The organism is Streptomyces sp. 351MFTsu5.1 (genome assembly GCF_000383655.1).
Taxonomy (GTDB): domain Bacteria; phylum Actinomycetota; class Actinomycetes; order Streptomycetales; family Streptomycetaceae; genus Streptomyces; species Streptomyces griseorubiginosus.
On sequence record NZ_KB911778.1, the window covers coordinates 59,494 to 82,826 of the forward strand.

Consider the following 23,333-nt stretch of genomic DNA (forward strand, 5'->3'; position numbering starts at 1 on the left):
AAAAGGTCCGCAGCTGCTCCTCGGGGACCGGAGGAACCACCATGCGCGCGATACGCGTCGCTTCGGCCGCACTGCTGGGCCTGGCCGCCCTGACCTTCGCCGCACCGGCCGCCGTGGCGAAGAGCGACAACAACATCACGCCCTTCGGGTTCAGCGTGCTGCCCTCGACCGTCGCGCCGGGCGGGCAGGTGACGCTGCTGCTGGAACGGGACCACGGCGGCTGCAAGGGCTCGGCGACGGTCACCTCGGCGGTCTTCGACACCATCACCATCCCCTCGCACCGGAGCCAGGCGACGGCCGTCGTCGACTGGGACGCGCGGCCCGGGGCGGTCCACCGGGTGACCTTCACCTGTGACGGCGTCAGCGGATCCACGTCCCTGACCATCGCCGGGGTCCGGCCGGTCGAGCCCACACCGGTGCCGCTCTACCCGGGCCGGGGGGTCCAGGCCGGTGAGGGCGGCAGCCTCGCCGGGTTCGACCTCAAGCAGATCGGCATGGGCGCCGCGCTCATCGTGGGCTCGGTCGGCACGGCCTACCACCTCTCCCGCCGCCGCGGCAGCAGCGAGGACAGCGCGTGACCGCTCCCCGGCGCGCGGGGGCCTGGCCGCCCCGGCCTCCGGCCCGCGAGGAAGCCTGACTGCGCCACCCACCACACCTGAAAGGCCACGAGTCCGCCACCACACCTGAAGGCCGCGAGTCCGCCGGCAGCCCCCGCCCCACGCCTCAAAGCCCGCCGCCCCGCACTCGGAAGCGAGGCGGGGCGGAGGGGCGGTGATCTCCGAAGGGGGTGGGGATCAGCGGGCTCCGAAGGCGGCCGGGCTCAGATGTGCCGCTCCGACCTGCGGCGCATCCAGAACACGCCGCCGCCGATGACCGCCAGCGCCACGAGGCCGCCGCCGATGGCCACGTCGGTCGGGGTGGCGCCGGTGGAGCTGCTGCCACCGAGACCACCGCGGACACCGCCGATGACGGTGAAGGCCGTGGGGTTGATGACGGTGCCGTTCCGGCACACGACGCTGATGCTGTGCGACCCCGTCCGCGCGTTCTGGTTGACGGTCGCCCGTCCCGTCGCCACGTTGCCCTGCCCCACGCGCAGCGTGGTCGTCGGGAAGGCGTCCGAGCTGGCGGTGGCCGGGCCGGTGCAGTTGTTGACGGTGATGGTGAGCTGACCGCCCCGGGCGATGACGTTGGGCAGCGCGACGACGTTGCTGGGGCTCAGGTTCATGCCGTCCTTGGCGACGGCGGCCGGGGTGGCGAGACCGAGAACCGCGACGGCGGCGCCGGCGGCCGCCAGGGCACGAGTGGTACGCATGTGATCCTCCGCGGGAGACGCCCGGGGAACGGTCCCCGGTTGATCGGCGAGAAAGCGCCTCCCAGACAGACCCTCAGATGCCTTGCGCCGCCCCGCATTTCGACAATGGTCCGTCCTGGTGAGCCAACACGCCGAACGAAAAGCGCACAATCGGATATCTCCGCAGGTCACGGACCGTCAGAAAATTCCTGTTCACGGCAACTCGGATGGCGCACCACCCGCATTCGGGGGCCACCCGTTCGCCTCCGCCCCGTCGCCGGTTGCGCGCGCGGCACTTAGCGTTCTCGTATGCGCGAATGACGTGGCGACGGCCGCGTCGAGAGGGGAAGTCAATGTCTGCGTCCGAGCTGGCCGATCTGGCCGAAGTGGAGGAGCAGCGGAAGAAGCGCGCTCCCTGGGGCGTGATAGCGCTTGTTCTGCTGACCGGCCTCGCGCTCATCCGGAACGGTTCGGGGGAATTCGACGTCGGCCCGCCCCAGCCCGCCTCGGCGGCCGCGGCGGACACCCGGGCGCACGGCAGCACGTTCGGCAACTCCCCCGCCGCTCTGCCGTTCGCCGCGCCCGACCGGGTCCTGATCCCGGCGATCCGGGTGGACGCGCCGGTGCTGCCGGTCGGCCTGGACCCGGACGGCTGGGTCGCCGCACCGCCGCCGGAGGACCCGAACCTGGCCGGCTGGTTCACCGGCGCGGTCTCCCCCGGCGAGAAGGGCACCGCCGTCGTCGTCGGCCATGTCGACAACAAACAGGGCCCCGCCGTGTTCTACGGACTCGGGGCCCTCAAGAAGGGAAATCGCATCGAGATCAGGCGCAAGGACGGAAAGACGGCGATCTTCGAGATCTACGGCATCGAGGTCTTCGAGAAGAGCAATTTCCCCGGCGACCGCGTCTACGGTTCCAAGGGCACCCCGGAATTGCGGGTCATCACCTGCGGGGGCGGTTTCTCGAAGCAGAGCGGTTATGCCGGGAACGTCGTCGCGTTCGCCCGCCTGGCCGAGGTCCGCTGAGCGTTCCCCGGCCGGGCGGGCCGCGTCATCCGACAAGCGCCACCGTTACGCGTACTGCCGTCGCGGAACGGTGATGTGATAGCCCGAGTCGAGCAGCCGCGGGAGATAGTCGCGCAGCGCCCGGACACTCTGGGTGCGGTCGCCCCCGGCGTCGTGCGAGAGCACCACGACGCCGGGGGCGGCGCCGTTCTCCACCCGGCCGACGATCCTGCGGGTGCCGGGTCTGGTCCAGTCGAGGGTGTCGACCGTCCAGGCGAGGGGGTCCATGCCGAGTTCCGCGCCGAGTTGGAAGGCGGCGCGGTTCCAGGCGCCGTAGGGGGCGCGGAACCACTCGGGCCGCTCGCCGTAACCGTCCTCGATGACATCGCAGGTGCGTTCCATCTCGGAGCGGATACGGGAGCGGGTCAGCCGGGTGAGCAGCGGGTGCGACCAGGTGTGGTTGCCGACGACGTGTCCCTCGTCGGCCATCCGGGCCAGCAGGTCCTTGTTGTCCACCGCCATCTCGCCGCACACGAAGAACATCGCGCGGACGTCGTACTCGGCCAGGGTGTCCAGGATGTGCGGGGTGTAGCGGGGGTCGGGTCCGTCGTCGAAGGTCAGCACCATGGTCCGGCCGCGTCCGGACACCTTCAGCATCGGCTCGTGGCGTACGGGTGTGCGGTGGGGCGCGGCCTGCGGCGGGCCGTACCCGGTGAGGGGCTGGAGGCGGTAGGCCGAGGGCTGGAGCGGACGGGCCGCGGCCGGCGGGCCGGCGGCGGGGAGGGCCGGCCGGACCGGCTTCTCGTCGCCGATCGCCGCGAACACCCCGGCCGTACCGGCGGCTCCTGCCGCGGCGACTCCGGCCACCAGGGCCCGGCGCCGGGTGAGGACCGCCGCCTTCGTCGCCGACAGTCGTGTGAGCAACTGATCCTTCGTCATGACTCATCAGTCGCCCGGCGGAGCGCCGACGCACCTCAGCAACACCGGTGCGGCGGCACGAAAGCACCCGCCCGGCCCAGCGGAAACACCCCTGCCGGCCATGACGGCGCGTCAGGGCGGGCCCTTGGAGGGTGTGTCAGGGCAGGCCCCTGGAGGGTGTGTCGGCCCCGGCCTCGTCCCCTCCGTCGAGGCCGGGTGCCGAGGGCGGCGGCGGGTCCGGCGGCGGCCCGGTCGCGCCCGCCCCCACGGGTGCCCCGTTCGGCCGCGTCCGCACACCCGACAAGGCCGCGTCCGCACACCCGTTGTGGCCGGTACCGCCGGCCGTCCGGACCTGCGGCTTCCGATAGCCTCGCAGCCGTGACGGAACAGCATTCGCACCAGTTCGAACGGGGCACGGACGGGCCCAAGGTGATCGTGGTCGGCGTGGACGGCTCCGATTCCTCGCTCCGCGCCGCCGCGTACGCCGGAGGTCTGGCCCGGCGGCAGCACGCGCTGCTCGCCGTCGTGTACGTCCAGCCGGTGCTCGCGTCGGGCGCGGCGCTCGGTGCTCCGGTGGCCGAGACGACGGACGAGATCGCCGAGGACCTGGTCGCCCAGATCCGGCAGGCGACCGAGCAGAACAAGGGGATATTCGATGTGCGCTGGGAGTTCCACACCTTCCGTGGCGACCCCTACAGCGGGCTGACGAAGGCCGCGGACGAACTCAAGGCCGACGCGGTCGTGGTGGGCGCCTCGGAGCAGGCCGGGCACCGGATCGTCGGTTCGGTCGCGGTGCGTCTGGTGAAGGCGGGGCGGTGGCCGGTGACGGTGGTGCCGTAGCCGGGGTCGGGGCGGGGCGGGGCGGCAGCCCGGTGGGAGGTCTCCCAGGTCGGGCGCACGCAGGCCGGTTCAGGTCAGGGCCTCCTCGCGCAGCCGGTCCAGCACCTTCAGCCGGCCCTCCGTCTCGATGCGGGTGGTGGTCACGCGCTCCGGATAGCAGCGCATGAACATCCGGGTGAAGTGGGTGCCGTAGTGGATGTACTCGGTGGGGTCCGCGGTGTCGAGCGGTCGGGCCACCGCGTTGAAGGCCGGTTCGTGGAAATAGGCGAGGGTGTAGCGCTCGCGGTCGGCCAGCCGGACCTTGTGCGGGGTCGACAGGAGGGCGCCACCGGTCATGAACTGCATGATGTCGCCGGGGAAGACGGTGAGGACGGCCGGGACCGGGGTGACGTAGGTCCACGGCTCCTCGTGTTCGTGACGGCCGGCCATGGACTCGCCGGGCAGCCAGTTGCGGCCGCGTTCCTCGCCGGGGACGGGTGGCCGGACGTAGAGGCCGCCGACGTCGTCCTGGGCCGCGATGACGAGCAGGCCGTAGTCGGTGTGGGCGCCGATGCCGCGTTCGGAGCCGGCGCCGGCGGGCGGGAACCGCAGGACCCGCATGTGGTGCCAGCCGTCCGCGGTGAGCCGGGTGAAGTGGTCGGGGTCGCCCAGGCCGAGGCCGAGAGCCGTGAGCCGGAGCAGGCGGTGGCCCACCTCGCCGACGGCCGTCATGTAGTCCTTCATGGCGCGGGCGTAGCCGGGTGAGGGCCAGGGTGCCGGGCCGTGGCAGGGCCATTGGTCGATGACGCGGGGGTCGTCGGCCGGGATGTCGGGGCACACCGTGAAGATCTCCGAGCCGTCCCGCTCCCCCGCCGTCTCCTCCTCGCCGGAGGCCACGTAGCCGCTGTAGGTGAGGTCCGAGACGTACCCTGCCTTCTCCTCGAGGGGTCTGCGGCAGAAGGCCCGGGATGCCTCCAGTGCCCTGTCGGTGGCTTCCTGCTGGGCGGGGGTGGCGTGGACCTGGAAGATGCCGTCGGACTGCCAGGCGGCGACGAGCTCCCGGCCGAGGGCCCGGTCGGCGTCCGTGCCGTCGACGGCGGCCGGCAGCCGGAACGTCCGCAGGGGCGCCGGGGCCTGTGGGTCAGTGGTCATTCTGGAACCTCCGAGAACTCCGCTCAGTGGTTGCTGGGCAAACTACTCCGACCCACGAACTGAACGGCCGTTCAGTTCACTTGCTTCCGCCACGTATCTGCGCGGTGTCTTCCGCCCCAGGCGTCCCGGGGTCGTCATGATCTGCCGCCACCCGTTCTCCGAACGCGAAGAGGTGAGGCGCACGGCCCGGTTCCGGATGGGCGAGGGGGTTCTCCGCCGCAAACCGACCGAAGGCGGCGAGGAGACGGAATCCGGCGCCCGCACCGGCCTGGAACGGTCGCTCGGGCTGTGGAGGCTGACCGCAATCGGCGTAGGCGGCCTCATCGGTGCGGGCGCCTTCCCTCCGGCCGGGACGGTGGCGAACGGTACGACGGGGCCCGCAGTCCTCGTCTCCTTCCTCGCCGTGTCGTACGGCACGGCGAGGCGGTCGGCACCGGCGGAGCGTCAGAGCTCGCGCAGGAAGTCCAGCAGGATCGCGTTGAACTCCTCGGGCTTCTCCAGGTTGGGGAAGTGCGAGGTGCCCTCCACCAGGACCGAGCGGCCGTTGCGGGCGGTGTTCGCGAAGCGCTCGGCGTCGGCGAGCAGGTCCGGTGAGTCCAGTGTGCCGTTGACGGTGAGCACCGGGACGTCGATCCTGGGCACCCGGGCCCAGGTGTCCGTCATGGGCACATGCCAGTTCTGCTCGCCCGGGGTGTGCTTGGCGATGGTGTGCAGGGCCATCTCGCGCAGGTGGTCGAGGATGCGCGGGTCCAGGTCCTCCGCCGAGCGGAAGGGGCCGGCCGCGGAGCCGAGGAACACCTTCAGCCAGCCGTCGATGTCGCCCGAGTGCAGCGTCCGCTGGGACTCGGCGACGACCCGCCGGGTGGTCTCGTGGGTGTACTGGAAGTCGCTGACGGTGGCCCCGCTCAGGACGATCCCCCGGACCAGTTCCGGGTATTCCATCGCGGTGTCCCCCGCGACCGCCCCGCCCATCGAGACGCCGGCCAGGACCGCGGGGCCCGCGTCCAGGTGCCGCAGCAGACAGGCGAGGTCGTCCGCCCAGCGGAAGGGCTCGGTCGCGTTGGCGGTCCAGCCGTGGCCGCGGATGTCCACGGCGACCACGCGGTGCCCGGCGGCGAGGGCCGGGATCTGGGCCTCGAAGAGGCGGTGGTCGACATAGCCGGCGTGCAGCAGGACCACGAGGTCACCGCTTCCGGTGTCGAGGTAGGCGATGTCCCCGTCGGTGGACGGGAAGAAGGTCAGTTCCGAAGCAACCGTCATGACAACCAAGGTGTCACCTTCGGATGATTTTGACAACCTGGTTGTCATGATGACCCGGGGCATGATGAGCGGGTGAACGACATCGACGCACCCCTGCCGCCCGACGAACTCGGCCACCGCGTCTCCGAGGTGTTCGACCTCGTCGGCGCGCTCTACCGGCGCGGCCTGCGCAAGCTGGAGCAGGACGAGGCGATCGGCGGAGTGTCCGTCGGCGTGCGGTCCGTCCTCGTCCTGCTGCACAGGTACGGACCCATGACGGTTCCTCAGATGGCCCGGATCATGGCGCTGACCCGGCAGTTCGTGCAGCGCATGACCAATGACGCGATCGAGCGGGGCTGGACGGAGGCCACACCCAACCCCGCACACCAGCGGTCTTCACTGATCCGGATCACGGACGAGGGCACGGACGTCATCACCGCGATCCTGGCGCGCGAGCACGCCCTCAACCGGCAGGTCGGCGGCGGCGAGCTGACCGACGCCGAACTCCGTTCGTGCGTACGCGTGTTGAAGCAGATGCTGAAGACCTTCGACCACGTGGACATGGACTGACCTACTGCCCCATGGTGAGCCCCGCCTTCGCCGCGCCCCGGCTCAGCACCACCTCCCGGATGCGGTCGCGCACGCCGTCCAGATCGGCGCCCTGCGCGATCGCGCGGTTCAGGTTCACCACCCGCCCCGCGTCCACGTCGAACATCTGCGGCACGAACTCCGCCCTGGTGACCCGCCAGCGCCCACCCGGCCGGGCCGGCGGGGCGAAGGTGAAGCGGCCGAGGGTGGACTGGTTGCCGCGCGGGTCCTGGGCGCCCTCGTGGTTGAACATCTCGCCGGCGATCTGGTCGCCCATGCCGTAGACCACCCAGGTGCCGTTGACCTTCTCGTACGCCTGCGGGACATGCGCGTGGGTGCCGAGGATCAGGTCGATGTCGGGGCGTTGGCCGGCGCGGGCCGCGGTGAGGTCGCGGGCCAGCGCCTTCTGCTGCTCGTCGGGCGCGTCCTGCCATTCGGTGCCCCAGTGCAACGATACGACGACCACGTCGGCGCCCGCCTTCCGGGCGGCCCGGGCGTCCGCGAGGATCTTGTTCTCGTCCATCAGGTTGACCGCCCAGGGCTGCCCCTGGGGCATCGGGAATCCGTTGGTGTCGTAGGTGTAGGCGAGGTGGGCGACCTTGGCCGCCCCGGCGCGCAGCACGGTGACCGTGCGCGCCTCCGCCTCGTCGCGGGCCGATCCGGCGTGCCGTACGCCCGCGCGGTCGAGCGCGTCGAGGGTACGGCGGATGCCGTCGGCGCCGTCGTCGAGGCTGTGGTTGGAAGCGGTCGAGCAGCCGTCGTAGCCGGTGGCGGCGAGCGCCTGGGCCACCTCGGGCGGGGACTTGAAGGTCGGGTAGCCGGTGTAGTCCCCGTTCGCGCCGTAGACGGTCTCCATGTGACACAGCGCCAGATCCGCGCGGGAGACGACGGACCGGATCCCGGCCAGCATCGGGCGGAAGTCGTAGCCGTTGCCGCCCGCGTCGAAACGGGCCCGGTCGATGATCGAGCTGTGCGGCAGGACGTCGCCGGAGGCGACGAGCGTGAAGCCGCGCGGTGCGGCGGCGGCCGGGGCGGGACGCCCGGATGCCGCGTGGTCGTGCGCCTGGCAGGCCGCTCCTCCGGCGAGAAGGACGGTCAGGGCCAGGGCAACCTGCTGTCTGCGTGCAATCATCAGCTCACCCCATCGAGGTCATATTTACTGACGAATAGGTATGAACTGGCCTGTGTCCGCAAACGGCCTGACGGTCTTCTTGACCCGTCCGGGGCCGGACAGAGGGCGGAACGAACCGTTCATCGAACCGTTCGTCGACGCGATCGACCGTCCGCCGCAGATCCTTGTGCGTGGCCTGTCCCCCGGCCCCGCACTGAGGTGCCATACGGCCATGACGGCCGGGACCACGCTCACGAACGGGACGACCGCCGAGCACGAGCTCGCCGCACTGCAGCGGGAGCACGGCCGACCCCTCTTCGCGCTTCTGCTCCGGCTCAGTGACGGCGACCGGCAACGCGCCGAGGACCTCGTGCAGGAGACCCTCGTCCGCGCCTGGCAGCATCCCGAGGCGTTGCGCGCCGACGACTTCGACTCCGTACGGCCCTGGCTCCTGACGGTGGGACGGCGGCTGGCGATCGACGCACGGCGGGCCCGGCAGGCGCGTCCGGCCGAGGTCGGCGACGCGGTGCTGGAGAACGCGCGCGTGTGCGCCGACCACGCGGAGCGCGCGGCCGCCGCCCTCGACGTACGCGAGGCTGTGAAGACACTCACTCCGGAACACCGTGAAGTCCTGGTGCTGGTGTACTTCCAGGGGGCAAGTGTGGCGGAAGCCGCCGAAATCCTCGGAATCCCGCCCGGTACGGTGAAGTCCCGCGCGTACTACGCGCTGCGCGCCCTGCGCCGGGTGCTTCCGGGATACGCGGCCGACCTGCGGTGAAACCAACGGGAAAGTCAAACCTCCGTAAAGCGCCTTGCTGAGGACCCCGGTTGAGTAATCGGCTGTCCTCATCCGTGTTCCGGATGGGCCTCTCGCAGAGGCCCGGCGACGGGCGACGCGCACGCACCGGAGGAAGGCAGGCAAGGATGCTGCACAGAGGTCAACAGAGCACGGACGGCACCGGCGGCGGCGAACTCGTCGTCCCCATGGCCTGGTTGTACGCCGAGTACATCGCCGACGAGCTGCTGCGTTCAGGCGATCTGATGCCGCCGACGTCCTTCGAGTTCCGGGCCGGGCGGGACGCGCTCGCGCTGACCGTGTTCCTCGCCGACACCGAGAAGGAGCTCTCCGGCATCCAGGTGGTCTCCCAGCTGGAGAACTGGCTGTCGCTGACCGCGTACGACCAGCCGTGGCAGGACTGGGTCTGTGAACGGATGGCCGCGCTGACCGCCGACGCGGTGGCCTCCGGCGAGCCGGTGCCGGACCTGGAACTCGCGGCGTCGGCCTGGCGCTGGCTGGAGGAGACCGAACTGCTCGCCCCCGATCTCAACGCCGTTCCGGGCGGCGGGGCGGGGCTCGGTGAGGACGAGGGGCCGAAGGTCTGGACGCCCGCGTGGCAACTGGGCCTGCCGCTCGGCCACCTGGCCATCCACCTGTTCTAGGCGTTCCGGATTCTTTTCGATTCGGACCAATCCGCGGGGCCGACCGCTCCGAATCCCTTGGTCACGATTCTGCGTACGCCTTGAGTGATTCGGCGGGCTGGTGCGTACCGGTGGGAGCAACGAGTAACCCCACCCACACCCAACGGCACGAGGTTTCCGCATGAGGTCCTTGGAGAGGCATCGCGACGTCGGCGCGTACGCGCTCGGCGTGCTGGACGAGGCGGAGGCCTTCCGCTTCGAGGACCACCTCATGGAGTGCCCCCGGTGCGCGGCACACGTGACGGAGTTCGGTCCGGTGACCCGGCAGATGATGCTGTACCGCCGGGCGACGCCCCGGGTCGTGCACCCGATGGCGCAGCCGGGCCCCCAGCTGCTCAACCGGCTCCTCGGCGAGGTCGCCACCCGGCAGCGGGCGCGCCGCAGGCGGCTGGTGTTCGCCCTGGCCGCTTCGGTGGTCCTGGCCGTGGGCGGCCCCACGCTGGCCCTGACGGCCGGCGGCGACTCCTCACAGGCCGAGGCCGCCCCGCGGACCACCAGCGTCGAGGCCACCGACACCAAGTCCGGTGTGTGGGCCCAGGTCGTCACCGAGGACGAGGACTGGGGCACCGCGGTGGAGCTGAAGGTCAAGGACGAGTCCGGCCCCCGCTCCTGTCACCTCGTCGCGATCAGCCGCGACGGCACGGAGGAGACCGTGACCGGCTGGAACGCCACCGGGCACGCCTCCGGGGACAACACCATGATGGGCAGCTCCACCTTCCACGCCGACCAGATCGACCGCTACGAGGTCCGCACGGCGGGCGGCGAGCACCTGGTGACCCTCGACCCCAGCTGACGGACGCCCGGCCGGAGTGAGTTCAGGTCACTTCAGCAGCCGGGACAGTCTGCGGTCCGCGAGCGGCTTGCCGCCGGTCTGGCAGGTCGGGCAGTACTGGAGCGAGGAATCACTGAAGGAGACCTCGCGGATGGTGTCGCCGCACACGGGACAGGGTTCACCGGTGCGGCCGTGGACCCGCAGGCCCGACTTCTTCTCCGCCTTCAGACGCCCCGCCGCGACACCCCGGGAACGCTCGACCGCCTCGGTGAGGGTGGTCCGCAGCGCCTCGTGGAGCCTGCCGGTCTCCTCGGCGGTGAGGGTCGCGGTGGGCTTGAAGGGGGACATTTTCGCGGCGTGCAGGATCTCGTCGCTGTACGCGTTGCCGACCCCCGCGATCAGGCCCTGGTCGCGCAGGGCGCCCTTGATCTGCCGCCGTTCCCCCTTCAGCAGTGCCGCCAGACGGGCCTCGTCGAAGTCGTCGGCGAGGGGATCGGGGCCGAGCCGGGCGATGCCGGGGACCTCCTGCGGGTCGGCCACGACGTACACCGCGAGCCGTTTCTGGGTGCCCGCCTCCGTCAGGTCGAAGCCGGCACCGGTCTCCAGGGCCACGCGCAGGGCGAGGGGGCCCTTTCCGGGGCGGGGCATGCCGCTCGGGAGCCGGTCCTTCCAGTGCAGCCAGCCCGCCCGGGCCAGATGGGTGACGAAGTGCGGGCCGCCGTCGGTCTCCAGGTCGAGGAACTTGCCGTGGCGGTGCACGGCGACGACCTCGCGGCCCTCGACGGCGGTGGGCGGGGGGTCGTACGTCTTCAGAACGCTGATGGCGACCGGCAGCACGCGCACGATCTCGTGGCCGACCAGGTTCTCGGTGAGGAAGTCCTTGAGCGCTTCGACCTCGGGGAGTTCCGGCATACGTCCAGAGTGCCACCGGTGACGGCGGGGGTCAGGTCAGCCCCGGTCCCGTACGACGAACTCGCACCACACGCACTTGCCGCGGCCCCGCGCCTCCACGCCCCACACGTCGCTGAGCAGGTCGACCAGGAGCAGCCCGCGGCCGGAGACCCCCGACTCGCCCGCGTCCCGGCGCCGCGGCAGGGCGCTGGAGGAGTCCTCCACCTCGACGCGCATCCGCCGGTCGGGGCCGGTCAGCGCCCGCAGGGTGACGATCGCGGAGCCCTCGGTGTGCATCAGGGCGTTGGTGATCAGCTCGTCGGCGACCAGTTCGATCTCGTCGGAGCGCTCCCGCGCGCCCCAGGCGGCGACCGCGGCCCGGATCATGTGCCGGGCCTGCATGAGGGCCTCGGGGTCCCCGGACGCCACATGCTGCCGGAGCCGGCCGCCGGACTGCGAGGCGTCCGCGGCGCGGCGGCGCAGCAGGAGCAGCGCCACGTCGTCGTCACCGCCGCGTTCCTCGGCCACGTCGATGAGCTTGTCGGCGAGTTCCCACACGTCCTCGGGGCCCATGGCGATGAGTCCGGTGAGGGTCCGCATGCCGTCGTCGAGGTCGGTGCCCGGTGTTTCGACCAGTCCGTCGGTGCACAGCAGCAGGGTGTCCCCCGGTTCGAGTTCGAGGGTGGCCACGGGGTAGTCGAGCTGCCCGAACTCGGCGGACAGGCCGAGCGGCAGCCCCCCGTCCACGGTCACCCGGCGGCAGCCGCCCCCGGCCTGCCGGACGAGCGGGTCGATGTGGCCCGCCCGGACCACCTGGACCACTCCGGTGTCCAGGTCGGCCTCGGCGTACAGGCAGGTCGCGAAGCGGTCGGTGTCGAGTTCGTGGAGGAAGACGGAGGCCCGGGCCATCACGGTGGCCGGGGTGTGGCCCTCGGCGGCGTAGGCCCTCAGGACGATCCGCAGCTGGCCCATGACGGCCGCCGCGTGCGTGTCGTGGCCCTGGACGTCCCCGATGACGGCGCCGACCCGGCCGCCGGGCAGCGGGATCAGGTCGTACCAGTCGCCGCCGATGTCCCGGCCGAGCGAGCCCTCGGCGGAGGCGGCGCGGTAGCGGACGGCGACGTCGGTGCCGGGGACGCTGGGGATGGTGCGGGGCAGCATGGCCTGCTGGAGGCCGGTGGCGAGGTCCTTCTCCTGCTCGTAGAGCATGGCCCGCATCAGGCTCTGGGCGATGCTGCTGCCGAGGGCGATGAGGACGTTGCGGTCTTCGGGGGTGAAGCCGTGGCGGTCGCTGTAGAGCAGGCCCATGGCGCCGATGGGACGGGCCTCGGCGATGAGCGGGAGGTAGGCGGCGGAGGTGATGTTGAGGCCGGTGATGTGCGGCCACAGGATCGGGTAGCGGTCGGCGAACTCCTCCGGCGACTCGATGAACCGCGGGGTGAGGGTGCGAACGGCCTCGCTCATCGGGTACGGCTCGTCGATCCGGGTGATGTCGGTGCCGGGCACGAAGCTGCCGGCCGGGCCCTCGGCGATCAGCCGGATCCGGCCCGCCTCGACGAGCCCCATGACCAGGCTGGTGGCGCCGAGGTGGGTGAGGCCGTGGGTGTCCTTGAGCACGTCGATGACGTCCTGGACGGTCCGGGCGTGGGCCAGGGCGGCGGTGGTGAGCTGTACGACGTTGGTCTGGCGGCGCAGGGCCTCGTCCTGGGCGGCCTGTTCCCGGCGTGCCTCCAGCTCGCCCATCTCCTGGGTGGCGTCGCGCACGATGCCGATGATCCGGCGTGGACGGCCCGTCTCGTCCCGTCGGATGTAGCCCTGGGTGTGCGTCCAGCGCAGGGAGCCGTCGCGGCAGCGCAGCCGGAAGTAGGTGCCGTAGTTCTCGCTGCCGTCCTTGATCGCCTGGGCGACCAGGACGTCGAGCCGGTGCGCCTCGGCCCTGGGCACCCGTACGGCGAGGCTCATCGGGTTGCCGTCGTATTCGTCGGGGCGCACGTCGAAGACCTCGTGGGCCTGGGCGTCCATGTGGAGCAGACCGCTGTCGAGGTCCCAGTCGAAGCTGCCCATGCGGTTGAGCGCCAGGATCGGATCCGGGTGGGCGGGCCAGTCGTCCGGGAGTGCCAGGGCGCTCGCTCCCCGATCAACCATGGGCCCACCTTGCCAGGAATCGCCCGATTATTCGACCGGGGCGGCGAGGCTGTCGAGGACGCGCTCGTCCGGGCTGCCGGGCCGGAGGGGGCCGTCGTGGCACCTTCCCCGCGCCGCCTCGCGCAGGCGTTCGGGTTGCGCAGGCGGGAGAGGAGGTACACGGAGGGTCACCATGGGGGTCCGGCGGACAATGGAGGCAGGAGCGACACGCGTGGACTGGTTCACCGCACCCGACTACTGGCTGAGCCGGCTGGTCTTCCAGCGGGCTCTGGCCGGGCTGTACTTCGTCGCGTTCCTGACGGCGGCCCTCCAGTTCAGGGCGCTCATCGGGGAACGCGGCATGCTGCCGGTCCGGCGTTTCGTCGCCCGGGTGCCCTTCCGGAAGGCGCCGAGCCTGTTCCGACTGCACTACTCGGACCGGTTCTTCGCGGGCTGCGCGGGGACGGGCTGCGGAGTGGCCCTCGCGCTCGCGGCGGGGCTCGACTCGTGGCTGCCGCTGTGGGCCGGGATGCTGCTCTGGCTCGTGCCGTGGCTGCTGTACCTCTCGATCGTCAACGTGGGCCAGACCTGGTACGGCTTCGGCTGGGAGTCGCTGTTGCTGGAGGTCGGATTCCTCGCGGTGTTCCTCGGCAACGACGAAGTCGCCCCACCCATCGTGGTGTTGTTCCTGCTGCGCTGGATCCTGTTCCGGGTCGAGTTCGGCGCCGGGCTGATCAAGATGCGGGGTGACGCCTGCTGGCGCAAGCTCACCTGTCTCTACCACCACCACGAGACCCAGCCGATGCCGGGCCCGCTGAGCTGGTGGTTCCACCATCTCCCCCGCCCCCTGCACCGGGTGGAGGCGGCCGCGAACCACGTCACGCAACTCGCCGTGCCGTTCCTCCTGTTCGCCCCGCAGCCGATCGCCACGGCCGCCGCCTCGCTGATGATCGTGACCCAGCTGTGGCTGGTGCTCTCGGGCAACTTCGCCTGGCTGAACTGGATCACGGTCGTGCTGGCGGTACCGGCGCTGCACCTCCCGGGCGAAGCACCGGAGGTGCCCGACGCGCCGCTCTGGTACGAGGTCGTGGTCATCGCCGTCGCCGCACTTCTCCTCGGCCTGAGCTACCACCCCGTCCGCAACATGCTCTCCCGCGGACAGATCATGAACCGCTCCTTCGACCCGCTCCATCTGGTCAACACCTACGGCGCGTTCGGCAGCGTCAGCCGGATCCGCCACGAGGTGATCGTGGAGGGCACGACGGACGACGTACCGCGCCGGGACTCGGAGTGGAAGGAGTACGAGTTCAAGGGCAAGCCGGGTGATCCGCACCGCCGGCCGCGCCAGTTCGCGCCCTACCATCTGCGCCTGGACTGGATGATGTGGTTCGCGGCGCTCTCCCCCGCCTACGCCGACGCGTGGTTCGGCACCCTGGTCGAACGGCTCCTGGAGAACGACCCCGCCACCCTGCGGCTCCTGCACCGCTCCCCGTTCCCGGCCGACGCCCCGCCCCGCTACGTCCGCGCCCGCCTGTTCCGCTACCGGTTCACGACGTGGCGGGAGCGGAGGGAGACGGGGGCGTACTGGGAGCGGACGTATGTACGGGATTTCCTGCCCCCGACACGGCTGGCGGCGGTGGCTCAGAGGCCGTAGACGCGGGTGGCGGGGACGGCTCAGAGCCCGTAGACGCGAGTGGCGGTGGCGGCGAGGACCTGGTCGGCAGCGCCCGGACCGATCAGCTCCCGGGCGGTGACCAGGACATCGTCATAGGTCGCCGCCGACGTGCACACCGGCCAGTCCGAGCCGTACATCACGCGGTCCGGGCCGAAGGCGTCCAGGACCGTTTCGGCGTAGGGGCGCAGCAGCCAGCGCGGGTCCGGTTCGCCCTGGGCCTGATGGCGGACGCCCTTGAGGAAGGAGCCCTCGACGGTGAAGGTCCTCGCAGCGCGCTGTCCGCGGCGATCCGGTCCTGGTCGCGCACCGCCAGGTCCCCCACGTGGTGGCGGGCGTCCACGACCGTCACGGAAGCTCCCACACCACCGGCAGGCCGGCGGCCGCGCCCTCGTCCGAGTAGTCGTGCACCACGTCGAGGAGTTCCGCCATCCGGGCCTGCCAGGTGACGTTCACCGGCAGCTTCTCCAGTTCGGCGAGGAGACGGCCGTAGTCCTCGCACTCCAGGACGTGGAAGAGGTCGGTGCCGCTGCGCCAGATCGTCCAGGAGGAGGCCCCGGCCGCGCGGATGGCGTCGGTGAGTTCGACGGGGACCTCGCGGTGGGCGGCCTCGTACTCGTCGACGCGGTCCGCGCGGACCGTGGTGTGCAGGGCGACTCTCATGCGTGGTCCTCCAGTAGTCCGGTGTCCCGCAGTTCCTGCCAGAAGGCCTCCGGCACCGGCACCGCGAACTGGTCGGCGCAGTCGTGCACTTCGGCCGCCGAGCGGGCGCCCACCAGGACGCTCGCGACGGCCGGGTGGGCCGCGCAGAAGGCGAGGGCGGCGGCCCGCAGGCTGATGCCGTGCCGGCCGGCGATCTCCTTCATGCGCAGTGCCTTGTCCAGCAACTCGGCCGGCGCCGCGGTGTAGTTGTACGTGGCTCCCGGCTGCGGATCGGCCAGCAGACCGGAGTTGAAGGCGCCCCCGACGACCACCGACACGCCCCGCTCGACGGCCGCGGGCAGGAGTCCGCCGAGCGCGCTCCGGTCGAGCAGGGTGTAGCGGCCCGCGCACAGCACCACGTCCACGTCGGTGTCGCGGACGAAGCGGGTGAGCATCTCGACCTGGTTCATCCCGGCGCCGATCGCCCCGACCACACCCTCCGAGCGGAGCTTCTCCAGGGCCGGGTAGCCCTCCCGGAAGGCCGATTCGGCATGGTCGTCTGGGTCGTGCAGGTAGACGACGTCCACCCGGTCCAGGCCCAGCCGTTCGAGGCTCGCCTCGAGGGTGCGTCGTACGCCGTCCTCGCTGAAGTCCCAGACGCGGCGCCGTGCCGCCGGGACCGCGAAGCCGTTGGCGAGGTCGTCGCCGCCCGCACCGGAGGGCTCCAGGCGGCGGCCGACCTTGGTGGAGAGGGTGAACTCCGTGCGCGGGTACGCCTTCAGGGCCTCGCCCAGCCGCTGTTCCGACAGGCCTAGGCCGTAGTGCGGGGCGGTGTCGAAGTAGCGGATGCCGCGCTCCCAGGCGGCGGTCACCGCCTCGTGGGCCTGCTCGTCGCTCACCTCGGTGAAGAGGTTGCCGACGGCCGCCCCGCCGAAGGCCAGTCGGCTGACCGCGACTGCGCTGCGGCCGAGGGTGCTCACTGGCCCACCGGGCGCAGCCGCAGGCCCTGCATGCCGCCGTCGACGGCCAGCGAGGTGCCGGTGGTGGCGCCGGACAGGGGGCTCGCCAGGTAGGCGACGGCCCCGGCGACCTCGTCTGCCGAGACGAGTCGGCCGGTGGGCTGACGGGCCTCCAGTGCGGCGCGTTCGGCGGCCGGGTCGGCGGCGCTCGCGAGCAGGCGGCCGACCCACGGGGTGTCCACCGTGCCGGGGTTGACGCAGTTCACGCGGATGCCCTCACGGACGTGGTCGGCGGCCATCGCGAGGGTCAGGGCCTGCACGGCACCCTTGGTCGCGCTGTACAGCGCCCGCTGCGGCAGGCCCGCGGTGGCCGCGATGGAGGAGGTGTTCACGATCGCCGGGTGCGCGGACCCCCGCAGATGGGGCAGGGCGGCGCGGGTCACCCGGACCATGCCGACCACGTTGACGTCGTACACGCGGTGCCATTCCGCGTCGTCGTTGTCGGCGACGGTGCCCTGGGCGCCGATGCCCGCGTTGTTGACCAGGACGTCGAGGCCGCCGAGGTCGGCGGCGGCGGCCGCGACGGCCGCGCGCACGGATGCGTCGTCGGTGACGTCGGCGCGGTAGGCCAGCAGGGGCTTGCCGACCGAGGACGGATCCAGGTCGAGGACGGCGACCTGCGCACCGCGCGCGGCCAGGAGTTCGGCTGTGGCCCGGCCGATGCCGGAGGCCCCGCCGGTCACCAGGGCCTTGAGACCCTCGAAGTCGCTCATGCCGCCTGCCCCTTCTTCTGTGTGTCGTCGGCGAGATCTTCTGCCCAGAACGCGCCGTCCGGGAACGTGTAACGCGCGATGGACTCCGGGTACATCTCGGCGGAGAGACCGGGGGCGGTGGGTGCCGTGTAGTGGCCGTCCCTGATCACCACGGGGTCCTGGAAGTGGTCGTGCAGATGGTCGACGTACTCGATGACCCGGTCCTCGGTGGTGCCGGTGACGGCCACGTAGTCGAACATCGAGAGGTGCTGGACGAGTTCGCACAGGCCGACGCCGCCCGCGTGCGGGCAGACCGGGACGCCGAACTTGGCGGCGAGCAGCAGGACGGCGAGGTTCTCGTTGACGCCGCCGACCCGGGCCGCGTCGATCTGGACGACGTCCACGGCCCCGGCCTGGAGGAGCTGCTTGAAGACGACCCGGTTCTGGACGTGCTCGCCGGTGGCGACCTTGACCGGGGCGACGGCCCTGCGGACGGCCGCGTGGCCGAGGACGTCGTCGGGGCTGGTGGGCTCCTCGATCCAGTACGGGTCGAACTCGGCGAGGGCCCGGGTCCAGCGGATCGCCTCGTCGACGTCCCAGCGCTGGTTGGCGTCGATCGCCATGCGGATGTCGGGGCCGACGACCCGGCGGGCGACCCGGCAGCGCCGTACGTCGTCGTCCAGGTCCGCGCCGACCTTCAGCTTGATCTGCCGGAAGCCGTCGGCGACGGCCTGGGCGGCGAGCCGGGTGAGCTTCTCGTCGTCGTAGCCGAGCCAGCCGGGGGACGTGGTGTAGGCGGGGTAGCCCTTCTCGAGAAGGGTCTCGCTTCTCCGGGCTGCTCCTTCCCGGCCCCGGCGGAGAATCTCCAGCGCCTCCTCTGGGGTCAGCGCGTCCGTGAGGTACCGGAAGTCGATCTGACGGACCAGCCACTCGGGATCGCTCTCGGCGAGCAGCCGCCACAGGGGCTTGTCGGCGCGCTTGGCCGCCAGGTCCCACACGGCGTTGACGACCGCGCCGATCGCCATGTGCATCACGCCCTTCTCGGGCCCGAGCCAGCGCAGTTGACTGTCGCCGACGAGGTCGCGGTACAACGTGCCCGGGTCCGCGCACAGGTCGTCGACGGACCGTCCGACCACATGGCCGCGCAGCGCCTGGATCGCGGCGACCTGGACATCGTTGCCACGCCCGATGGTGAAGGTGAAGCCGTGCCCCTCGTGCCGGTCGGACGCGTCGGTGCGCAGCACGACGTAGGCCGCCGAGTAGTCGGGGTCCGGGTTCATCGCGTCGGAGCCGTCGAGCTCCCGCGAGGTGGGGAAGCGGATGTCGTAGGTGTCTACCGCGGTGATGCGGCCGGTGGTCGGGGACACGGAGTGCCTTTCGGTTGGGTGCGGGGGGTCAGTCCTGGGCCCGGCCCGTCGTGACACGGGCGATCATGAGGGCGACCAGGATGATTCCGCCGTAGATGGCCTGGATCCAGAAGGACGGCACCTGGGCGAGGGTGAGCAGGTTCTGTACGACACCCAGCAGGAGCACACCGGTCAGGGCGCCGAACATGGTGCCCTTGCCGCCGTCGAGGCTGATGCCGCCGATGACCGCGGCCGCGAACACGGTGAAGATCATGTTCTGGCCCTGGTTGGCGCTGATCGCGCCGACGTACCCGGTCTGCATGATGCCGCCGACGGCGGCGAGCACACCGGCGACGACGAACACGCCGAGCATCACGCGCTCGACCCGGATGCCGGCGGCGCGGGCCGCGTCGGCGTTGCCGCCGATGGCGTACAGGGCGCGGCCGACGCGGTGGTACTTGAGCACCAGGCCGGCGACGGCGAAGGCGACGGCGGCGAGCCACACCGACATCGGGATGGTCAGGAAGGTGGTGGTGGCCAGGGAGTAGAAGCTGTCCGGCATGCCGAAGAGGGTCTTGCCCTTGGTCGCGCCGACGAGCAGTCCGCGCAGCACGATCAGCATCGCGAGCGTCACGATGAACGCGTTGAGCTTGAACTTCACGACCAGGACGCCGTTGAAGGCGCCCACCACCGCGCCGGCCACGAGGACCGCCGCCAGGGCGAGGGCGGCCGGGAACTCGGACCCCCAGCCGGACTGGGCGGCCGGCAGGACGAGAAGCGCCCCGACGGCGGGCGCGATACCGACGACCGACTCCAGGGACAGGTCGAACTTGCCGGTGATCAGCACGAGGGACTCGGCCAGGACGACCATCGCAAGGGCCGCGGAGGCGCCGAGGATCGAGATCAGGTTGCGTTCGGTGAGGAACGAGTCGTTGACGAACGCGCCGAGCACCATCAGGAGCAACAGGGCAGGGACGAGGGCGAGTTCGCGGGCTCGGCGCAGCAGCACCGTCCGGGCCGTGCCGGGGGTGAGAGCGCGTGCGGGCGCGAGCGGGCGGGCCTTGGTGTCAGCCATGGTCCACTCCTTCTATGGAGGCGATCAGCTCGTGGTCGCGCCAGCCCGCCGGGTGCTCGGCGACCACGCGGCCGTGGAAGAGGACGAGTACGCGGTCGCAGCGCCGCAGGTCGTCGAGTTCGTCGGAGACGACGAGGACCGCGGTGCCGTCCTCGCGGGCGGTGTCCACGCGTGAGAGCAGGGATTCCTTCGACTTGACGTCGACGCCCGCGGTCGGGTTGATGAGGACCAGCAGCCGGGGGTCGGAGGCGAGGGCGCGGGCCATGACGACCTTCTGCGCGTTGCCGCCGGACAGGTCGGAGACGGGCTGGTCGGGTCCCTCGGCGTGGATGTCGAGGCGGTCGATGAGCTCGGTGGCGAAGCCGCGTTTGCGCTGGGTGCGCACGAAGCCTCGGCGGCCGAGCCGGTCCAGGACGCTGAGGGTGGCGTTGTCGCCGATGGTCATGCCGAAGACCAGGCCCTGGGCGTGCCGGTCGCGCGGCACGAAGCCCACGCCGGCCTTGAGCGAGGCCTGCACGTCGCCGAACGGCAGCGGCGTGCCGTCGAGTCGGGCCGTGCCGCCGGAGGGGATGTGCAGTCCGGTGAAGGTCTCGGCCAGCTCGATCTTGCCGCTGCCGCTGATGCCGGCGAGGCCGACGACCTCCCCGCGGCGGACGGTGAGGTCGATGTCCTGGTAGGCGTCGGAGGTCAGGCCACGGGCGTCGAGGAGGACGGGGGCGTCGGTCTCCCGTGCGCGCACGGCCTGTTGCTGTTCGGCGACGGTCTCGCCGGCCATCGCCTCGACCAGGGCGGCCCGGGGCATGTCGGCCACGGGCGCCGTGGTGATCCAGCGGGCGTCCCTGAGGACGGTGACGGTCTGGCACACCTCGTACACCTCCTGGAGGTGGTGCGAGATGAACAGGAAGGTGACACCGGAGTCCTGGAGCGCGCGCATCCGGTCGAAGAGCCGCTCGATCTCCCGGTTGTCGAGCTGCGCGGTCGGCTCGTCGAGGACAATGAAGCGGGCGCCGAAGCTCAACGCCCGTGCGATCTCGACCATTTGCCGGTCCTCGACCTTGAGGTCGGCGGTGCGGGCGTCCGGGTCGACGCGTACGTCCCAGGTGTCGAGGAGTTCGGCGGCCTGCGCGCGCAGCGCCCGCCAGCTGATGAGACTGCGCTTGAGGGGCTGCCGGTTGATGAAGAGGTTCTCGGCGACCGTCAACTCCGGTACGACGGTGGGTTTCTGGTAGACGCAGGCGACCTTGCTGCGCCAGGCGTCCCGGTCGGCGAGCGGGGGTGCGGGCTCGCCGTCGAAGCGGACGGTGCCCTCGTCGGGGGCCTGGAGGCCGGTGAGGATGCTGACGAGGGTGGACTTGCCCGCGCCGTTGCGGCCGACGAGGGCGTGGGACTCGCCGGGCAGGACGGTGAGCCGGCCGTCGGCGAGGGCGGTCGTGGGGCCGTACCGCTTGACGACCCCCTGGGCTTCGACGAGTGGGATGCTCATTTGACCGTGTTGCCCCACAGCTTCGGGTCGTCGACGTTGTCCTTGGTGACCAGGGGCGCGGGCAGCTGGTCCTCGAGGAGGCCGTTGGGCAGCTTGACGATCGTGGAGTCGTGGTCGGTCGGGCCGGGCTTGAAGGTCTTCCCCTCCATCGCCGCCTTGATGTAGTACATGCCGTACCGGGCGTACAGGTCGGCGGGCTGGGAGACGGTCGCGTCGATCTCGCCCTTGCGGATGGCGTCGAACTCCTGCGGGATGCCGTCGTTGGAGACGATCGCGATGTGGCCCGCGGTGCCCGCCTTCTTCAGCATCCCCTTGGACTTGAGCGTCTGGAGCGTCGGCGCGAGGTAGACGCCGCCGGCCTGCATGTAGATGCCCTTGAGGTCGGGATTGGCGTTCAGGAGGGTGCTGAGCTGCGAGGCGGCCGTGTCGGACTCCCACTTGGCGGGGATCTCCAGGACCTTCAGCTTCGGGAAGTTCTTCTTCACGCAGGCCCGGAAGGCCTCGGAGCGGTCACGGCCGTTGACGGAGGCCAGGTCGCCCATGATCTGCACGACCTTGCCGGAGGTGATGTGCTCACCGAGGTACTGGCAGGCCTTCTCGCCGTACGACACGTTGTTCGCCCGGACGACCATGGCGACCTTGCCCTTGTCGGGGGCCACGTCGACCGCGACGACCGGGACGCCCTTGCGTTCCGCCTGGTCGAGGCCGGCTTCGATGGCGGCGCTGTCCAGCGGGGCCACGACCAGGCCCTTGACTCCCTGGTTCAGCTCGTTGTTGATGTCGGTGATCTGCTGGGAGGGATCGCTGTTGGAGTTGACCGTCTTCAGCGCGTCCACCCCCTGCGACGTGGCCATCCTGGGCACGTAGTCGTTGTACGACTGCCAGAACGGCGAGGTCAGCAGCGGCAGGACCACGCCCACCTTGCCGGTGCCGCCGCCCTCACCGGTGCTGCCCGCGGTGTCCTTGGTGCTGCCGCACGCGGCGAGCGCCAGTGAGGCGCTCGCGGCCACGGCCACCGCGCCGATGATCCGGACCCTGGTGCGCTTCCCCGCTGTTCTGCCTGGCATCTGATGGCTCCTCGTTGAGCGTGGTCGAGCAGATGACGGCATATTTATCAGACCAATCAGCCTCTGCAATACCCTCCGAGGCCACTTTTTCCCGCATCTCCGCCATAGTGGTCCGACCACCCGGCCGGTTAGACTGCGGCGCATCCGGCGAGTGGAGGAATGGCGTGGACGAGACAGCCCCGCAGAAGGGCACCGTGACGCAGCGCGCCATCGAGCAGATCAAGGCGATGATCGGCGAGGGCAGGCTGGAGCCGGGCCAGCGGCTGCCGACCGAACGGGATCTGGCGGCCCAGCTGGGCATCTCGCGCAGTTCGATGCGCGAGGCGATCCGCGCGCTGACCGTCATGGGCGTGCTGGAGGCCCGGCACGGTTCGGGCATCTACGTCACCCAGCTGGAGGCCGGCGACCTGCTGGAGACCTTCGGTGTGGTCGCCGACCTGTCCCGGGGACCGCGTCTGGTGGAGCTCCTGGAGGTCCGGCGCATCCTGGAGTCGACGGCGACCGCGCTGGCCGCCGCCCGGATCACGCCCGACCAGCTGGCCGAGGTCGAGAAGCACCTCACCGCGATGAACGCCACCGAGGACCCGGAGGAGATCCTCGCCCACGACCTCGCCTTCCACCGCGAGATCGCGGGAGCGGCCGGCAACGAGACGATGGCGGCGATCCTGGACGGCCTGTCCTCCCGCACCTTCCGGGCCCGGGTCTGGCGCGGCTACCAGGAGGAGGGCGCCTTCGCCCGCACCCGGCGCGAGCACGCGGCGATCCACCGCGCCCTGGTCGCCCACGACCCGGAGGCGGCCCGGGCGGCGGCGGCCGCGCACGTGGGCGAGGTGGAGCAGTGGCTGCGGGCACAGCTCGGGGCGTGACACAGGGCCCGTGGGTGCGGGTCCTCCTCACACGGCACCTGTGCCGAACGCCCTACGGCGAACCGCGCGAGCGCTCTCGACGT

The 23,333-nt window shown here is 71.3% G+C and carries 23 protein-coding genes and 2 pseudogenes; 10 read left to right on the forward strand and 15 right to left on the reverse strand.

Annotated features, from left to right (window positions below; translation table 11 throughout):
* Nucleotides 1–41 precede the first annotated feature (41 nt).
* Complete coding sequence (locus H295_RS0109890; RefSeq protein ID WP_020135200.1) at nucleotides 42–578, forward strand: hypothetical protein; 537 nt, start codon at nucleotides 42–44, stop codon at nucleotides 576–578.
* A 242-nt stretch (nucleotides 579–820) separates the two neighbouring features.
* Here H295_RS0109890 and H295_RS43035 read toward each other — a convergent pair whose 3' ends face one another.
* Complete coding sequence (locus tag H295_RS43035; RefSeq protein WP_020135201.1) at nucleotides 821–1,312, reverse strand: hypothetical protein; 492 nt, start codon at nucleotides 1,310–1,312, stop codon at nucleotides 821–823.
* Between the two features lie 332 nt (nucleotides 1,313–1,644).
* Here H295_RS43035 and H295_RS0109900 point away from each other — a divergent pair, with 332 nt between their 5' ends.
* Nucleotides 1,645–2,316 carry a class F sortase gene (locus H295_RS0109900; RefSeq protein WP_020135202.1) on the forward strand — a complete coding sequence of 224 codons (672 nt, stop codon included), beginning with the start codon at nucleotides 1,645–1,647 and terminating at the stop codon, nucleotides 2,314–2,316.
* Nucleotides 2,317–2,361: 45 nt separating this feature from the next.
* On the opposite strand, the gene H295_RS0109905 is transcribed toward H295_RS0109900, so the two are convergent.
* Nucleotides 2,362–3,234, reverse strand: coding sequence for a polysaccharide deacetylase family protein (locus H295_RS0109905; RefSeq protein ID WP_020135203.1), 873 nt, complete (start codon nucleotides 3,232–3,234; stop codon nucleotides 2,362–2,364).
* A 357-nt stretch (nucleotides 3,235–3,591) separates the two neighbouring features.
* Here H295_RS0109905 and H295_RS0109910 point away from each other — a divergent pair, with 357 nt between their 5' ends.
* Nucleotides 3,592–4,053: a universal stress protein gene (locus H295_RS0109910; protein ID WP_020135204.1), complete on the forward strand. Its 462-nt coding sequence runs from the start codon at nucleotides 3,592–3,594 to the stop codon at nucleotides 4,051–4,053.
* A gap of 69 nt (nucleotides 4,054–4,122) precedes the next feature.
* On the opposite strand, the gene H295_RS0109915 is transcribed toward H295_RS0109910, so the two are convergent.
* The gene (locus H295_RS0109915) at nucleotides 4,123–5,184 is read right to left on the reverse strand and encodes an isopenicillin N synthase family dioxygenase (RefSeq protein ID WP_020135205.1); all 1,062 of its coding nucleotides are present in this window, start codon (nucleotides 5,182–5,184) and stop codon (nucleotides 4,123–4,125) included.
* A gap of 136 nt (nucleotides 5,185–5,320) precedes the next feature.
* On the opposite strand from H295_RS0109915, the pseudogene H295_RS47865 reads away from it, so the two are divergent.
* Nucleotides 5,321–5,605, forward strand: a pseudogene (locus H295_RS47865) (amino acid permease); the annotation flags it as partial.
* 23 nt (nucleotides 5,606–5,628) lie between these two features.
* Here the strand turns inward: H295_RS47865 and H295_RS0109920 are convergent.
* On the reverse strand, nucleotides 5,629–6,444 hold the full coding sequence (locus H295_RS0109920; RefSeq protein WP_020135206.1) for an alpha/beta fold hydrolase: 816 nt from the start codon (nucleotides 6,442–6,444) through the stop codon (nucleotides 5,629–5,631).
* A 72-nt stretch (nucleotides 6,445–6,516) separates the two neighbouring features.
* Between H295_RS0109920 and H295_RS0109925 the strand changes: the two genes are divergently transcribed.
* Complete coding sequence (locus tag H295_RS0109925; protein ID WP_020135207.1) at nucleotides 6,517–6,993, forward strand: MarR family winged helix-turn-helix transcriptional regulator; 477 nt, start codon at nucleotides 6,517–6,519, stop codon at nucleotides 6,991–6,993.
* Nucleotide 6,994: 1 nt separating this feature from the next.
* On the opposite strand, the gene H295_RS0109930 is transcribed toward H295_RS0109925, so the two are convergent.
* Complete coding sequence (locus tag H295_RS0109930) at nucleotides 6,995–8,143, reverse strand: CapA family protein (RefSeq protein WP_020135208.1); 1,149 nt, start codon at nucleotides 8,141–8,143, stop codon at nucleotides 6,995–6,997.
* Nucleotides 8,144–8,354: 211 nt separating this feature from the next.
* Here H295_RS0109930 and H295_RS0109935 point away from each other — a divergent pair, with 211 nt between their 5' ends.
* The 3 genes from H295_RS0109935 to H295_RS0109945 all read left to right on the forward strand — a co-directional run bounded on the left by H295_RS0109935 (nucleotide 8,355) and on the right by H295_RS0109945 (nucleotide 10,394).
* The gene (locus tag H295_RS0109935; RefSeq protein ID WP_028809221.1) at nucleotides 8,355–8,900 is read left to right on the forward strand and encodes a sigma-70 family RNA polymerase sigma factor; all 546 of its coding nucleotides are present in this window, start codon (nucleotides 8,355–8,357) and stop codon (nucleotides 8,898–8,900) included.
* Between the two features lie 146 nt (nucleotides 8,901–9,046).
* The gene (locus H295_RS0109940) at nucleotides 9,047–9,562 is read left to right on the forward strand and encodes a hypothetical protein (RefSeq protein WP_020135210.1); all 516 of its coding nucleotides are present in this window, start codon (nucleotides 9,047–9,049) and stop codon (nucleotides 9,560–9,562) included.
* A 160-nt stretch (nucleotides 9,563–9,722) separates the two neighbouring features.
* A complete protein-coding gene (locus tag H295_RS0109945; protein WP_020135211.1) occupies nucleotides 9,723–10,394 on the forward strand; it encodes a zf-HC2 domain-containing protein in 672 nt (223 codons plus the stop codon).
* A 27-nt stretch (nucleotides 10,395–10,421) separates the two neighbouring features.
* Here H295_RS0109945 and H295_RS0109950 read toward each other — a convergent pair whose 3' ends face one another.
* Both H295_RS0109950 and H295_RS0109955 read right to left on the reverse strand, forming a co-directional pair.
* Entirely contained in the window at nucleotides 10,422–11,285 is an 864-nt protein-coding gene (locus H295_RS0109950; protein WP_020135212.1) for an Fpg/Nei family DNA glycosylase, read from the reverse strand.
* A gap of 36 nt (nucleotides 11,286–11,321) precedes the next feature.
* Complete coding sequence (locus tag H295_RS0109955; protein WP_020135213.1) at nucleotides 11,322–13,409, reverse strand: SpoIIE family protein phosphatase; 2,088 nt, start codon at nucleotides 13,407–13,409, stop codon at nucleotides 11,322–11,324.
* Between the two features lie 211 nt (nucleotides 13,410–13,620).
* Between H295_RS0109955 and H295_RS0109960 the strand changes: the two genes are divergently transcribed.
* Nucleotides 13,621–15,042 (forward strand): lipase maturation factor family protein, encoded by a 1,422-nt coding sequence (locus H295_RS0109960; RefSeq protein ID WP_020135214.1) that lies wholly within the window; start codon nucleotides 13,621–13,623, stop codon nucleotides 15,040–15,042.
* A 20-nt stretch (nucleotides 15,043–15,062) separates the two neighbouring features.
* On the opposite strand, the pseudogene H295_RS45355 reads toward H295_RS0109960, so the two are convergent.
* From H295_RS45355 to H295_RS0110000, 8 genes and pseudogenes are all read right to left on the reverse strand, one after another.
* A pseudogene (locus H295_RS45355) lies at nucleotides 15,063–15,251 on the reverse strand (amidohydrolase family protein); the annotation flags it as partial.
* A 157-nt stretch (nucleotides 15,252–15,408) separates the two neighbouring features.
* Nucleotides 15,409–15,723, reverse strand: a complete 315-nt coding sequence (locus H295_RS0109970) for an L-rhamnose mutarotase (RefSeq protein WP_020135216.1) — start codon at nucleotides 15,721–15,723, stop codon at nucleotides 15,409–15,411.
* On the reverse strand, nucleotides 15,720–16,682 hold the full coding sequence (locus tag H295_RS0109975) for an aldo/keto reductase (protein ID WP_020135217.1): 963 nt from the start codon (nucleotides 16,680–16,682) through the stop codon (nucleotides 15,720–15,722). Before H295_RS0109975 ends, H295_RS0109970 begins: the two co-directional genes overlap by 4 nt.
* The gene (locus H295_RS0109980; RefSeq protein ID WP_020135218.1) at nucleotides 16,679–17,434 is read right to left on the reverse strand and encodes an SDR family NAD(P)-dependent oxidoreductase; all 756 of its coding nucleotides are present in this window, start codon (nucleotides 17,432–17,434) and stop codon (nucleotides 16,679–16,681) included. Before H295_RS0109980 ends, H295_RS0109975 begins: the two co-directional genes overlap by 4 nt.
* A complete protein-coding gene (locus H295_RS0109985) occupies nucleotides 17,431–18,780 on the reverse strand; it encodes an enolase C-terminal domain-like protein (RefSeq protein WP_020135219.1) in 1,350 nt (449 codons plus the stop codon). The genes H295_RS0109980 and H295_RS0109985 overlap by 4 nt, the downstream gene beginning before the upstream one ends.
* Nucleotides 18,781–18,808: 28 nt before the next feature.
* The gene (locus tag H295_RS0109990) at nucleotides 18,809–19,834 is read right to left on the reverse strand and encodes an ABC transporter permease (RefSeq protein WP_020135220.1); all 1,026 of its coding nucleotides are present in this window, start codon (nucleotides 19,832–19,834) and stop codon (nucleotides 18,809–18,811) included.
* Nucleotides 19,827–21,317 carry a sugar ABC transporter ATP-binding protein gene (locus H295_RS0109995; RefSeq protein ID WP_020135221.1) on the reverse strand — a complete coding sequence of 497 codons (1,491 nt, stop codon included), beginning with the start codon at nucleotides 21,315–21,317 and terminating at the stop codon, nucleotides 19,827–19,829. Before H295_RS0109995 ends, H295_RS0109990 begins: the two co-directional genes overlap by 8 nt.
* Nucleotides 21,314–22,384 carry a sugar ABC transporter substrate-binding protein gene (locus H295_RS0110000; protein WP_020135222.1) on the reverse strand — a complete coding sequence of 357 codons (1,071 nt, stop codon included), beginning with the start codon at nucleotides 22,382–22,384 and terminating at the stop codon, nucleotides 21,314–21,316. Before H295_RS0110000 ends, H295_RS0109995 begins: the two co-directional genes overlap by 4 nt.
* A gap of 164 nt (nucleotides 22,385–22,548) precedes the next feature.
* Between H295_RS0110000 and H295_RS0110005 the strand changes: the two genes are divergently transcribed.
* On the forward strand, nucleotides 22,549–23,250 hold the full coding sequence (locus H295_RS0110005; protein ID WP_020135223.1) for a FadR/GntR family transcriptional regulator: 702 nt from the start codon (nucleotides 22,549–22,551) through the stop codon (nucleotides 23,248–23,250).
* Nucleotides 23,251–23,333 lie beyond the last annotated feature (83 nt).

Bases quoted from the DNA above. Each gene is read 5' to 3' on its own strand.
- H295_RS0109890 (WP_020135200.1), top strand. From the start codon at position 42: ATGCGCGCGATACGCGTCGCTTCGGCCGCACTGCTGGGCCTGGCCGCC.
- H295_RS43035 (WP_020135201.1), bottom strand. From the start codon at position 1,312: ATGCGTACCACTCGTGCCCTGGCGGCCGCCGGCGCCGCCGTCGCGGTT.
- H295_RS0109900 (WP_020135202.1), top strand. From the start codon at position 1,645: ATGTCTGCGTCCGAGCTGGCCGATCTGGCCGAAGTGGAGGAGCAGCGG.
- H295_RS0109905 (WP_020135203.1), bottom strand. From the start codon at position 3,234: ATGACGAAGGATCAGTTGCTCACACGACTGTCGGCGACGAAGGCGGCG.
- H295_RS0109915 (WP_020135205.1), bottom strand. From the start codon at position 5,184: ATGACCACTGACCCACAGGCCCCGGCGCCCCTGCGGACGTTCCGGCTG.
- H295_RS0109920 (WP_020135206.1), bottom strand. From the start codon at position 6,444: ATGACGGTTGCTTCGGAACTGACCTTCTTCCCGTCCACCGACGGGGAC.
- H295_RS0109930 (WP_020135208.1), bottom strand. From the start codon at position 8,143: ATGATTGCACGCAGACAGCAGGTTGCCCTGGCCCTGACCGTCCTTCTC.
- H295_RS0109935 (WP_028809221.1), top strand. From the start codon at position 8,355: ATGACGGCCGGGACCACGCTCACGAACGGGACGACCGCCGAGCACGAG.
- H295_RS0109940 (WP_020135210.1), top strand. From the start codon at position 9,047: ATGCTGCACAGAGGTCAACAGAGCACGGACGGCACCGGCGGCGGCGAA.
- H295_RS0109945 (WP_020135211.1), top strand. From the start codon at position 9,723: ATGAGGTCCTTGGAGAGGCATCGCGACGTCGGCGCGTACGCGCTCGGC.
- H295_RS0109950 (WP_020135212.1), bottom strand. From the start codon at position 11,285: ATGCCGGAACTCCCCGAGGTCGAAGCGCTCAAGGACTTCCTCACCGAG.
- H295_RS0109955 (WP_020135213.1), bottom strand. From the start codon at position 13,409: ATGGTTGATCGGGGAGCGAGCGCCCTGGCACTCCCGGACGACTGGCCC.
- H295_RS0109970 (WP_020135216.1), bottom strand. From the start codon at position 15,723: ATGAGAGTCGCCCTGCACACCACGGTCCGCGCGGACCGCGTCGACGAG.
- H295_RS0109980 (WP_020135218.1), bottom strand. From the start codon at position 17,434: ATGAGCGACTTCGAGGGTCTCAAGGCCCTGGTGACCGGCGGGGCCTCC.
- H295_RS0109990 (WP_020135220.1), bottom strand. From the start codon at position 19,834: ATGGCTGACACCAAGGCCCGCCCGCTCGCGCCCGCACGCGCTCTCACC.
- H295_RS0109995 (WP_020135221.1), bottom strand. From the start codon at position 21,317: ATGAGCATCCCACTCGTCGAAGCCCAGGGGGTCGTCAAGCGGTACGGC.
- H295_RS0110000 (WP_020135222.1), bottom strand. From the start codon at position 22,384: ATGCCAGGCAGAACAGCGGGGAAGCGCACCAGGGTCCGGATCATCGGC.